Source organism: Bradyrhizobium sp. LHD-71 (assembly GCF_031157255.1).
GTDB lineage: Bacteria > Pseudomonadota > Alphaproteobacteria > Rhizobiales > Xanthobacteraceae > P52-10.
Genome location: NZ_JAVIFX010000001.1, coordinates 261,206 through 273,120 on the forward strand (window position 1 = coordinate 261,206; position 11,915 = coordinate 273,120).

9 protein-coding genes are annotated in these 11,915 nt (G+C 62.2%); 5 read left to right on the forward strand and 4 right to left on the reverse strand.

Going from position 1 to position 11,915, the window contains the following annotated elements; all coding sequences use genetic code 11:
- Positions 1-66 precede the first annotated feature (66 nt).
- The 5 genes from RCO31_RS01300 (at position 67) to minE (ending at position 5,090) form a co-directional block, all read left to right on the forward strand.
- Positions 67-1,320 carry an ATP-binding protein gene (locus RCO31_RS01300; protein WP_308966363.1) on the forward strand — a complete coding sequence of 418 codons (1,254 nt, stop codon included), beginning with the start codon at positions 67-69 and terminating at the stop codon, positions 1,318-1,320.
- A gap of 272 nt (positions 1,321-1,592) precedes the next feature.
- On the forward strand, positions 1,593-2,945 hold the full coding sequence (locus tag RCO31_RS01305) for an NAD(P)/FAD-dependent oxidoreductase (protein WP_308966364.1): 1,353 nt from the start codon (positions 1,593-1,595) through the stop codon (positions 2,943-2,945).
- Positions 2,946-3,356: 411 nt separating this feature from the next.
- Complete coding sequence (minC, locus tag RCO31_RS01310; RefSeq protein ID WP_308966365.1) at positions 3,357-4,001, forward strand: septum site-determining protein MinC; 645 nt, start codon at positions 3,357-3,359, stop codon at positions 3,999-4,001.
- Positions 4,002-4,023: 22 nt separating this feature from the next.
- The gene (gene minD, locus RCO31_RS01315) at positions 4,024-4,839 is read left to right on the forward strand and encodes a septum site-determining protein MinD (protein WP_308966366.1); all 816 of its coding nucleotides are present in this window, start codon (positions 4,024-4,026) and stop codon (positions 4,837-4,839) included.
- Positions 4,836-5,090: a cell division topological specificity factor MinE gene (gene minE, locus RCO31_RS01320; protein WP_308966367.1), complete on the forward strand. Its 255-nt coding sequence runs from the start codon at positions 4,836-4,838 to the stop codon at positions 5,088-5,090. The genes minD and minE overlap by 4 nt, the downstream gene beginning before the upstream one ends.
- 148 nt (positions 5,091-5,238) lie before the next feature.
- Here minE and RCO31_RS01325 read toward each other — a convergent pair whose 3' ends face one another.
- From RCO31_RS01325 to RCO31_RS01340, 4 genes are all read right to left on the reverse strand, one after another.
- Positions 5,239-7,464 (reverse strand): adenylate/guanylate cyclase domain-containing protein, encoded by a 2,226-nt coding sequence (locus RCO31_RS01325; RefSeq protein WP_308966368.1) that lies wholly within the window; start codon positions 7,462-7,464, stop codon positions 5,239-5,241.
- 341 nt (positions 7,465-7,805) lie between these two features.
- Positions 7,806-9,116 carry an HlyD family type I secretion periplasmic adaptor subunit gene (locus RCO31_RS01330; protein ID WP_308966369.1) on the reverse strand — a complete coding sequence of 437 codons (1,311 nt, stop codon included), beginning with the start codon at positions 9,114-9,116 and terminating at the stop codon, positions 7,806-7,808.
- Positions 9,113-10,885, reverse strand: a complete 1,773-nt coding sequence (locus RCO31_RS01335; RefSeq protein ID WP_308966370.1) for a type I secretion system permease/ATPase — start codon at positions 10,883-10,885, stop codon at positions 9,113-9,115. The genes RCO31_RS01330 and RCO31_RS01335 overlap by 4 nt, the downstream gene beginning before the upstream one ends.
- A 289-nt stretch (positions 10,886-11,174) precedes the next feature.
- Positions 11,175-11,915, reverse strand: a 741-nt coding sequence (locus tag RCO31_RS01340; RefSeq protein ID WP_308966371.1) for a VCBS domain-containing protein, incomplete at its 5' end; no start/stop codon positions are given.

Below are 11,915 nucleotides of genomic sequence, written 5' to 3' on the forward strand. Positions count from 1 at the left end.
CGCAATCAAGACGGTTTGCAGAAGTGAATATCAGCTCGCGAAGGTCGAGTTCGGGGGATCTCCATCGTGACCACCTTGCGAGCCAAACTCGCCATGCTCATTGCCGTCGTGATCATTTCGGTGGTCAGCATCCTGACTGGCGTGCTTGTCTATCTGTTGAACCCGCCAGATGAGCGGCACGCGCTCGCCCCCCTCGCCGACCAAGTCCAATTGCTGGCGAAAGTAGCGCGTGTCGAACCTGCCTTGGCCCCAATTCAGCAGACGCCAGCCGAGGGCGCCATCGAAACTGACGTAACGTTGTGGTTGCGAGAGACGTTGGAAGCGCGGGGAGCACCGCGTGACGTCGTCGTATCTCGGAACTCGCAAGACATGCCGATGCTGTCTATTGCTGTCGAGCAAGGCTGGCTTGTTACACAAATCACCGACCTGCCCCCGTCAGTCGGTGTCTTCAACATAATTTCGATGTGGCTCGGGCTCATTGCGCTCGGCGCGATCGCGATCGCGCTTTTCTTCGCCAACCGCATGGTCAAGCCTCTCGTGCTGCTCGAGAGGGCGATCGAGTCGGTGGGGCCGGATGCCCTGTTGCCGGAGCTTGCGATTACGGGACCAGCGGAGGCCCGCGTCGCTGCCGAGGCACTCAACTCGCTGTCCTCGCGTCTCAAGGTGGCCCTGGAGAGTCGAATGCGCCTTGTGGCCGCAGCCGGACACGACTTGCGGACACCCATCACGCGCATGCGTTTGAGGGCGGAGTTCGTTGAGAACGACGACGATCGCAGGATGTGGCTCAAAGACATCGACGAGCTCGCGGGAATCGCAGACAGCGCGATCCTCCTCGTTCGGGAAGACTCCGGAAAGTCGGCGCCCGAACCTCTCAGACTAGACACGTTGATTTCGGATCTCGTCGGCGAGTTGCAGACATTGTCATATGACGTCACGCTCATCGGCTCCGCGCAAACAATCGTGCGGGCAAACCGAACGAGCCTCAACCGCGCCTTTCGGAATTTGATCATCAACGCGGCCACCCACGGCAAACGAGCGCGCATCGCCGTCCAAAGCACGTCTTCACAGGCGCACGTTGTCATAGATGACGACGGGCCAGGAATTCCGCCGGAGGTGATCGGTCAAGTATTCGAGCCATTCTTCCGAGTTCATCCTGCGCGCACGAAGGACATCGACGGTGCAGGACTCGGTCTGACAATCGCACATGAGATCGTGCAGCGAGCCGGAGGCAGCATCACGATAGAAAATGGCCCTTTGCAGGGCTTGCTCCAGGTCGTGAAGCTGCCGGTTGACCAGACGCCGCAATCTGCGCCCGCATAGAAAATCTGCTCATCGGAAAACGTGTTCGAGCGGCGGGCTGGCAGCCATCATTGCGAACAGTCTTGACGATTTGATTTGCACCATCCGAAAGTTCGTGCCGGATTCTTACAGCCCCTGCATTGGGCGCGCCTTTCCATGCCGTGAGGATAGAACTCGCAGTCGGCTCCATGCGGAAACTCGCGACTGCTCGCGATGACGTGACCGGATCAGTCATAATGATCGCTTAAGCTCGCGCGTTGATGGGGGCCACACGAATTCGAGGAGCGACCGCTATGGCGACCAGCAAATTCGACGTTCTGATTATCGGCGGCGGCAACGCCGGCATCGGTGCGGCGACCCGTGCCCGAGCCGCGGGCCTGTCGGTCGCCATGGTGGAAGGCCGCGATATGGGCGGCACCTGCCCCAATCGCGGTTGCACGCCGAAGAAGGTGCTGGTCGCAGCTGCGCATGCGCTGCACGAGATCGAGCAAGCAAAGGTTCATCGCATCACCGTCGGCGAGCCACATCTCGATTGGGCCGCGATGATCGATCGCGAGAAGGATCTGATCAAGGACGTGCCCGCGAGCCTGACACGGGCGATGGAGAAGCGCGGTATCGGAATCGTCCGCGGCGATGCCGTCTTCACCGGACCGCACGCGGCGCGCGTCGACGGCCGCATGCTGGAGGCGAAGACCATCGTGATCGCCACCGGATCGAAGCCTCGCCCGCTGCCGATCCCGGGTGCCGAGCACATGATCACCTCCGACGACGTCTTGAGTGAGCGTACGCCGCCGGCATCGATCGTTTTCGTCGGCGGCGGTGTGATCGCGCTGGAGTTCAGCCATGTCTATGCTCGCGCCGGCGCAAAGGTCACGATCCTGGAGGTCCTGCCCCGGCTGCTGCCGGCGGTGGATACCGACGCAGTAGCCCGCCTGCAGGCCGAGAGCGAGCGGCTCGGTATCCGCATTGAGACCGGCATCAAGGTGGTCCGGGTAGAAAAGACGCCGGACGCCCTCCGCGTCTTCTTCGAGCGGGACGGAAAGACATTCACCGTCGACGCCGACCGCGTCGTCAACGGTGCCGGACGCGTCGCCAACGTCGATACACTTGATCTCGCCGCCGCAAACGTCGCGCACGACAACAACCGGATCGCACTCGATGCGCACTTGCGCTCGACATCGAATCCCGCGGTCTATGTCTGCGGTGACGCTGTGCCGACGTCGCCGCAGCTCTCGCCGATTGCTACTTACGAGGGCGAGATCGTCGGACGCAACATTGTCGATGGGCCGCGGCACACGCCCGATTACGCGAGCGTGCCGACGGCCGTCTACACCGTTCCTGCCCTCTCCAGCGTCGGACTGACCGAGCAAGCTGCCCGGGACCAGAGCCGCAAGGTCAAGGTCCGTGTGAATGACATGCTTTCCTGGTTTTCTGCCCGCACCTATGCGGAGACGGTCGCGTGGTCGAAAATCATCGTCGACGAAACCGACGACAGCATTGTCGGCGCGCACTTCGTCGGCCACTCCGGCGAAGAGCTCGTCAACATCTTCGGCCTTGCGATCGCCCACAAGCTGACGGCGACACAAATCCGCGACAAGATCTACGCCTACCCGACTTTCACATCGGACATCAAAAACCTGTTGTGATGGCGCGCGTGAGACACGTCATTGCAGGCCAAGCATTCTGAGTCGTCCCTGCAGAGGCAGGGACCGATGACCACGGAATTCAAAGACTGCATTGAGCGCGTGCAATTTCGTTGCCGCGGAGGTTGTGGATTCCTGCTCGGCGCTTCGCCTGGCGACGACGCCGAGCAGGAGCCGTGATGGCATAGCGCCGCCGTTCTTTCTTAAGAAGGCCGGTGCCTCTCAGGCAGAGAAACCTCGGATTTCGCTTCCGCCCCATCGAGACCGCTTGTCGGCGACTGCCAGCTCGTTAACCAACCGTTAACCATGTGCGCGTAGCTCGGATTTCGGGTACTGGGGAATGAAACTGAGAGATTCGTCTTGTCTAACGTCGCCAGTCCGCGCACTTCCATACGGTTCCGTGGCCGGTCGTATATGGCATTCGTGCTGTCGCCGGAGCCGCCGGTTGCCGACTGGCTTGCGGACCTCGAAATATCGATACGCAGTTCGGCGGGCTTCTTTCTTGGCCGCCCAGCCGTCCTCGATCTCGCGTCGGTGAACTTGAGCCAATCGGCGATCGCGCACCTCGTCTCCGAGCTCGAGACTCGCGGTATCCGTATCATGGGCATCGAAGGCGTGGCCGCCGATCAGCTCGGCGCAGGATTGCCGCCTGCCCTGAAAGGTGGGCGGGCGACCACACTTGAGGTTGCAAATACGCCATCGCGCAAGTCAACGGCGGCGCCGGAGCCAACGTCACTGCTGCTCGAAGAGCCGGTGCGATCAGGCCAATCAATTTTCTTTCCGAACGGCGACGTCACCGTCCTCGGCTCGGTCGCATCGGGCGCGGAGATCGTCGCCGGCGGATCGATCCATGTCTATGGAACGCTGCGCGGACGTGCGCTGGCCGGCGCTTCCGGCGGCAACCGCCGTGCGCGCATCTTCTGCTCAAGGATCGAGGCCGAGCTGCTGGCGATCGACGGTTACTACCGGACCGCTGACGATCTGGAGGCAAACCTTTGCGCGCGACCCGTTCAAGCCTGGCTGGACGGCGAGACACTGATGATATCGGCACTTGGGTAATAGCGCGTGGGAGGGCGACCAAATGGCTAAGGTGATCGTTGTAACATCCGGCAAGGGCGGCGTCGGCAAGACGACCTCGACAGCCGCGCTCGGGGCTGCGCTCGCGCAGATGGACCAGAAGGTCGCGGTCATCGACTTCGACGTCGGTCTGCGCAACCTGGACCTGGTGATGGGGGCCGAGCGACGGGTAGTCTACGATCTGATCAACGTGGTCCAGGGTACGGCCAAGCTGCCCCAGGCACTCATCCGCGACAAGCGACTCGAGAACCTCTACCTGCTTCCGGCTTCGCAGACGCGGGACAAGGACGCCCTGACCGAGGATGGCGTCGGCCGCGTCATCAACGAGCTACGCCAGCGTTTCGATTGGGTGATCTGCGACAGCCCGGCCGGCATCGAGCGCGGAGCCACACTGGCGATGCGATATGCCGACGCCGCGGTCGTCGTTTCCAACCCGGAAGTCTCTTCGGTGCGGGATTCCGATCGGATCATCGGCCTTCTGGATTCCAAGACCATAAAGGCTGAGAAAGGCGAGCGCATTGACAAGCATCTCTTGATCACGCGCTACGATCCCGGACGAGCAAATCGCGGTGAAATGCTTCGGATCGACGACGTACTCGAGATCCTGTCGATTCCGTTGCTGGGCATTGTTCCGGAGAGCGAAGAGGTGTTGCGGGCGTCGAATCTTGGCTCGCCCGTTCCCATCAGCAGCGCCGACAGCGCCCCCGCCCGCGCCTATAAGGATGCCGCGCGCCGGCTCGCCGGCGAAGCCGTGGACATGACAATTCCCTCCGAGAAGAAGGGACTGCTCAACAAACTGTTCGGACGGAGAGCAGCATGAACATCTTCAATCTGTTCAAATCGAAAGGCTCCGCTCCCGTTGCGCGTGAACGGCTGCAGATCCTGCTTGAGTACGAGCGACGCCAGGACGGAAAGCCGGATCTGGCCGCCCTTCTGCGTGACGAAATTCTCGAGCTTGTGAGCCGGCACGTGAGGATTGATCCCGACAGGGTTCAGGTGAAACTCGATCGCCGTGATCGGGTTTCGACGCTCGCGGTCGATATCGAGATTCCGCACGCGGCCAACGCCTGAGCCGGTGGCTCCACAGAGAGGTCTCGGCCGTCATGCCCGCGTGGGCCTCCAGTAACCGGCCGCATCTGCGATAAAATTTCTGAGGCCTTCGAAGACTGCGTCTCCGCCTTCGCGGCGACGACTTGCGGCGAAGCCAGCTGAAGGCACTTCACTTGGCCAGAAGCAAGTAGGCGCCGTTCCAGTTCTCGGGCGGCGAATTCGACTGAAATGCCTGAACTCGCTCGGCATAGAGCTCAAGCAGCGGGCCGAGACCGGCGAGATCGGGCCTCTGACGTCCGCGCTCGATCGCCCGTAAGGCCCCCTGCCAATCATGGCCGCGGTAGCATCCGAGCACTTCTGCCAGCAGTGAGCGCATGCACTGGAATTCATCCGTCGCTGCCATGTCCTTGCGGCCAACAATTGCATACACGAATTCCGGCTCCGTCTTTCCCTTCACGATCACGAAGTCGATCTCCAGGATTGCAAACGCGTCCTTTGCGGCAAGCGCCGTCCGTGCGCCGGCGATGATCGGAAAACCATAGATTTTCGTCTGACTCTCAAGGCGCGCTGCAACGTTGACACTGTCCCCCAGCACTGAATAGTCAAAGTGAACGTCCGAACCCAGGTTGCCGACAACGCAGGGGCCTGTGTTCAGGCCCACGCCGATCTTCAGTGGCATGAATGGCCGGCCGCTTTCCCGTGCCTCGTCCTCGAGCTCCTGGTTGAGCGCCGCGAGCCGATCGAGCATGTCCAGTGCCGCTGCGCATGCATTGATCTGGTGCGCATCATCCTCGAGCGGCGCATTCCAGAACGCCATGATGGCGTCACCCATGTACTTGTCGATCGTTCCCTTGTGATCGAGAATTGCGTTGGTGAGCGGCGTCAGAAAACGATTCATGAGCGCGGTCAGGCCCTGGGGGTCATGCTTGTAGGTTTCGGAAATCGCGGTGAAACCTCTGACATCGCTCAACATAACGGTCATTTCCCGCTCCTCGCCGCCGAGGACGAGTTTTTCCGGCGACTGCGCCAACTGCTCGACAAGAACCGGCGACAGATACTGGCCGAAGGCGGATCTGATCTGCCGGCGCTGCGCCTGTTCGCGCACGTAGCTGCTGAACGCCAAGGTGAGGTAGATCAGCCAGCTGGATAACAAGGGATAGGTGAAATCGATCAACAGGCGGTGTCGCACGTAGAAGGACCAGGACACCGCGATCAATCCGGCGGCAATCGCCACGCCGAAAGCAAGCAGGGCCTTCGGGCCAAAAAGCGGCGCAAGCCAGATGATCAAAAGCCCCAACGCGATTGCCGCGACCAGTTCGGCGCCGACCCCGTAATTGGGCTGCGAAAGGACTGCGCGAGAAAGGACGCTTTCAAGCACCTGGGCGTGGATTTCGACTCCGGGCATCACCCGGTCAATCGGCGTCGTCTTGGTATCGAGCAGCCCGGCCGCCGACGTTCCGATCAGGACCAGCTTGCGCGCGATCGACTCTGCTGGAACGCGTCCATCGAGCACATCAGCCGCTGACACGTAGATCGACCGATCCCGCGGCGCAAAATGAACCCACACCTGTCCGTTTGCGTCAGTCGGCACGTCGAAACCATCGACCGCCACGCTCTTGATCCCCGCACGATCAGATCTGATCAGTATCGTTTCCGTCCCGGTCACAACGCGCAGGGTTTCGAGGCTGAGCGACGGCACCACCGCCTCCTGAGCGATGACCACCATCGGTACCCGCCGCACGATCCCGTCCCGTTCCGGCCGTATCGTCAGAACCCCACGGCCGGCGGCGGCTTGCTCCAGCGGCGCGATGTTGCGAAGCAAGCCTGGGAATTCGAACAGGAAAGGCTTGGGATCCTCACCGAGCATGGCGACGCCGGTCATCGGCAGGGCGTCCGCGGTCTCCCGGCCAACGGAAGGCAGCCCCGTCTCTCCCAGGACGACGCGCGTGCTGCTGATCGTGTCTGCGAGGACCTCGTCGTTGCTCGGCAGCGCCCGCAGCATGGCCCTGACGCCCTCGTCGAGGTTCCTGAATGAATCAGCGGCGACATCCGGATTGAGCCTGTCGGGTTCGGGGAACATTACGTCGAAGGCAACCACAATGGCGCCCATTCGTGTCAGCGCGGCCACCAGATCTGCGACACGCGTTCTTGGCCATGGCCATTGACCGTACTTCGCAAGGCTCGCTTCATCGATATCAACGATCGCGACAGGCTTTGCCGCCTTCATTCGAGGATCGAGCGCCTGGTACGTGTCGAACGTTCGCAGACGAAGCTCTTCGATCAGATACGGGTCGGCAATCCGCAACGCGGCAAATAAACCGAGCAGGACGAGACAAAGAGCCCTCGCGAGGCCGAACCGTCGCGCAAACAGCCTAAGTTGCCGCGGCGTCTTCATGTCTGATCAACATTGTCGCCCGGATCAAAGCGAGAGGTTGAGCGGGAGACCGCCACGCACTTGCTCCACCCTCCCCTCGAGGGGGAGGGTCGCTTGCGAAGCAAGCGGGGTGGGGTGCTGTGCCTTTCGACAATTGCAGACGCTGGTTTGATCACGTTCAGCTCATACGGCGCGGAAAGGCTGTCACCCCACCCCGACCGCTTCCATAGCCGACGCAAAGCATCGGCGTGCTTTCTCAAAGAACGGCGGCCGGCAGGCCGCCTACGCGACCCTCCCCCTCGAGGGGGAGGGTGAAGTCGAGTTCGCCGCAATCTCTGAGAGACTTTCGGAGATCGGGCAGATCATTTCTCGCGAAACGCGCGCATCAAATGATCATGCAGCGGCTTCATGAGATAGGACAGCATGGTCCGATTTCCCGTCTGGATAAAGGCCTCGACCGGCATGCCCGGGATCAGCTTGACCTGCCCAAGCCGCGCAATCTCTTCGGTCGGCATAGAAACCCGGATGGTATAGAAGGTCTGGCCTGTGCGCTGATCCACAGTCGTGTCCGGCGACACCCGGCTTACCGTGCCATTGAGCTCCGGGGTCGTCCGTTGGTTCAGCGCCGAGAGACGCAGCAAGGTTCTTTGTCCGATCTGTAGCTGATCGATGTCCTGGGGATTGACCTTCGCCTCGACGGATAGGTTGTCCGCCTGCGGCACAATCAACATGATGACGTCTCCTGCCGAGATCACGCCGCCGACGGTGTGGACCGACGACTGCAGCACCATTCCGTCTTGCGGCGCGCGAATGTTGACGCGGCGCAATTGATCCTCAGCAGTAACCTTTCTCTCGACGAACTCGCCGATCCGTTCGGTGGTCTCCCGCAAGTCCTTCGAGGCCTCACTCACGAGGTCCTTGTCGATCTGGATGATCTGCAACTCGATTTCGGTGATCTTTCCCAATACCTGCGCCTTCGCAGCGACGAACTGCCCGAGTTCGCCGGCAAGGCGCGCGGCATCGCGCTCCAGAACCGTGAGCCTGGAAATTCCGACGAGGTTCTTGGCGAAGAGCTGGCGAACGCCCCCCAATTCGGTCGCCACCAGTTCAATCTCGCCCCTTTTTGCCGCCTCCTGGGCCGAGAGGCCGGACACCTCCTGGTTCAACTGGGCGATGCGTTCCCGAAACTGGGCCTTCTGGCCAATCCGTCCGTTCAACCGGACCTCAAACAGCTTGGCTTCGCTCGCCATGACCGCCTGGGCCTCTGGATCGCCCGCCTGCTCGATCAGCGCCGGCGAAAAGACGATACTCTCCGCGCCGCGTTGTTCCGCCTCGAGCCGCGCGGCGCGCGCCAGCAGGCCGTTGAGGCTCTTGGTGACGATCGCGAGCCCGGCCCTGGTCACTGTGTCGTCGAGGCGCACGACGACGTCGCCTGCCTTGACCACATCGCCGTCGCGAGCATGCAATTCGCCGACGACGCCGCCTGTCGGGTGCTGAACCTTCTTGACGTTCGAATCGACCACGATCGAACCGGGCGCGATGAGCGCGCCGGAGATCTCTGTCGTCGATGCCCAGCCTCCGAGCCCACCGGCGAGCAGCGCGACGACGATCAGGCCGAGGAGAAGGTGAACCCGGATCGAACGGCCAGTACCAGTCGATGCGGTGTCCATCATGGTTTTGCGGCCCCTGCGTCCGCTACGATCTTGATGGGAGATGGATGCGGGCTCCGCTGAAGCACCTGACCCAGGACCGTCTCCTTCACGCCAAAGGCCTGCAGACGTCCCTCCTTCATGACAAGCAGCAGGTCGACCGCCTCGATTCCGACCGGCCGGTGCGCCACGACGATGACGATGGCGCCGCGGTCGCGCGCCGCGCGTATTGCGCGCGTGAGCGCTGCGTCGCCTTCGGCATCAAGGTTGGAGTTGGGTTCGTCGAGGACGATCAGAAACGGATCGCCATAGAGCGCGCGCGCCAAGGCAATCCGCTGGGCCTGCCCGGCGGATAATACGCTTCCGTGCGCCCCGATCTGAGTGTCGTACCCCTCACGCATCCCGACGATCAGCTCGTGGACGCCGGCCTGCTTCGCAGCGGCGATAATTGCGTCGGCCCGGGCGTCGGGATTATGTCGGCAAATATTCTGCGCGACAGAACCGGCAAAAAGCTCGACATCCTGCGGCAGATAACCGATGTGCCGTCCGAGACTGTGCGCGGACCACTGGTTCAAGGCGGCCGCGTCGAGCCGAACCGTGCCACGCGCGGGCAACCACACACCGACCAGCGCGCGCAGCAGGGACGACTTTCCCGATCCGCTTGGCCCGATGATGCCGAGGCCGTGTCCGGCTTCGAGCGCGAACGTCACGTCATGTACCACGACTCGCTCGTCGCCAGGCGGGATGACGCTGATGTTCTCCACCGACAGGCGCTGCGACGGCGGATCCAACAGGATGGGCTCGCCCTCTGGCGGCAGCAGTTTGAGCAGCCCGTTCAGCCGTTGCCAACTCTGCCGGGCCGCCACAAAGCCTCTCCAATTCGCAATCGCCAGGTCCACGGGGGCCAACGCCCTTGCGCTCAGGATCGAGCCCGCGATGATGATGCCCGCCGTCGCTTCCTGGTGGATCACAAGGTAGGCGCCGACGCCGAGCACCGCCGACTGCAGAGCCATGCGAAACACTTTGGCGACGGCGCCAAGGCCGCCGGCGACGTCGTTGGTGCGCTGACTGCCGGACAGGTATTTCCGGTTGATGTCGGTCCATTGCATCATCAGATGCCTCGACATCCCCATTGCGCGCAGGACCTCCGCGTTGCGGTGACTGGCAGAAGCGATGTCGCTGCGATGCGCCGCAAGGCCCACGCCGCCGACCGACTGGATGCGCGTCAGATATTCGGTCGCGACCGTGAGCGCGATCAGAATGACGGCGCCAATCAGCGCCGTCATTCCGATCAGCGGGTGAAATACGAAGCAGATGGCCAGGTAGACAGGAAGCCATGGCAGATCGAAAAGCGCGCTCGGCCCCATTCCGGACAGAAAGGAACGAACGCTGTCGAGGTCGCGAAGCGGCTGCAGGCCTTCATTGCCGCTGCTCACCAAGGGCAGCCGCACGACAGCTCCAAACACGCGGCCGCTCAGAGCCTCATCGAGCGTCGTTCCGATCCGCACCAGGATGCGCCCGCGGATCAGGTCGAGAATTCCCTGCGCGACATACAGGCCTCCGGCCAGGACGGTCAGACCGACAAGCGTCGAGATGCTTCGGCTGGGCAGCACGCGGTCATAGATTTCCAGCATGAACACTGAGCCGGTCAGGTAGAGGAGATTCACCATGCAGCTCATCAGGGCGACGCCGACGATGGCGCCACGGCAAGCATGCATCGCCCGGCCGAGTTCGGACCTGGCGAGCTCGGATCCAAGCACTGTGCTGTAAGACCGCGCCTTGCCCCTCTGCATACTCGACCGTCCTTGGGCGGGTCCCCGGACGGAATTCATATCGCGGCGGCCGCGTGGTGATCTGACAGATCGCAAGTTCGGTGGTTTTCTCGCCTCCGTCGCTCGACTCCCGTCGTTGCGAGGCATCGCCGTTCTTCGAACGGCGTCGCTTCGCTCGCCTCATAGCCGTTCGAAGAACGGCGTCGCTTCGTTCGCCTATGGGCGACGAAGCAATCCAGCGCCACGTGTGCCACATCTGCTGACTGGATTGCTTCGCTTCGCTCGCAATGACGAAGAGCTGGTCAGCCGTTCAACGGAAACCGCCGGTCGGATTGACGATGAAATCGGTGGCGGCGAGGCTTGCCGTGAGCACGTTCTGGGGTGCGAAAAGCTGATCGTCGTCGAGCGAGGTCAGCCCATCCGGCACGCTTGCAGCAACCTGGGCGATCCCCTCCTCGACATTGCCTGCTGTCATGAGCATCGACAGATCGACGGTGCCTTGCGCTGACGCAAGCTCGTCCGCGGCCGTGCCCACATCTGCCGCGAACTGGAAGTTGTCGGCGTCGCTGCTGCCGAATATCGTGATCGTCAGCGTTGAGGTGTTCGACGTCGCCGTCCCGTCCGTCACCGTGTATGTAAACTGGTCGGTCACCGTCTCGCCGGCGTCCAGCCACTGCGCTGTCGCGTTGTTGAGGATGTAGAAGTAGCTGCCGCTCGGGTTCAGCCACGCGGTGCCGTGGTTGCCGGCAATGGGGGTGCTGACGTTGGCGCTCGAGCCATTCACGCTGTTCAGCGTCAGTGGTGAGGCCTCGGCATCGGTGTCCGCAACATCCGCGAACGTATCGCCCGGCAAATGGCCCAGCGCGGGGTCGAGTAAATGGCTGGCGCCGAGAATAACGTTGCCTTCGGCTCTGGTGTACAGATCTTCCTGCACCCAGTTTGTGTCCGCGACCGCAACGGGAGGATCGTTCACGGCGTTGAAGGCTATTGTCGCGTCGAACGTGTTGCTCGTGTCGAACCCGTCACTGACCTGAACCGAGAACGTCGGCGC

What these genes read in the sequence shown, in the direction of transcription:
- minE (WP_308966367.1), top strand. Translation starts at nt 4,836, where the DNA reads ATGAACATCTTCAATCTGTTCAAATCGAAAGGCTCCGCTCCCGTTGCG.
- RCO31_RS01325 (WP_308966368.1), bottom strand. Translation starts at nt 7,464, where the DNA reads ATGAAGACGCCGCGGCAACTTAGGCTGTTTGCGCGACGGTTCGGCCTC.
- RCO31_RS01335 (WP_308966370.1), bottom strand. Translation starts at nt 10,885, where the DNA reads ATGCAGAGGGGCAAGGCGCGGTCTTACAGCACAGTGCTTGGATCCGAG.
- minC (WP_308966365.1), top strand. Translation starts at nt 3,357, where the DNA reads ATGGCATTCGTGCTGTCGCCGGAGCCGCCGGTTGCCGACTGGCTTGCG.
- RCO31_RS01330 (WP_308966369.1), bottom strand. Translation starts at nt 9,116, where the DNA reads ATGATGGACACCGCATCGACTGGTACTGGCCGTTCGATCCGGGTTCAC.
- minD (WP_308966366.1), top strand. Translation starts at nt 4,024, where the DNA reads ATGGCTAAGGTGATCGTTGTAACATCCGGCAAGGGCGGCGTCGGCAAG.
- RCO31_RS01305 (WP_308966364.1), top strand. Translation starts at nt 1,593, where the DNA reads ATGGCGACCAGCAAATTCGACGTTCTGATTATCGGCGGCGGCAACGCC.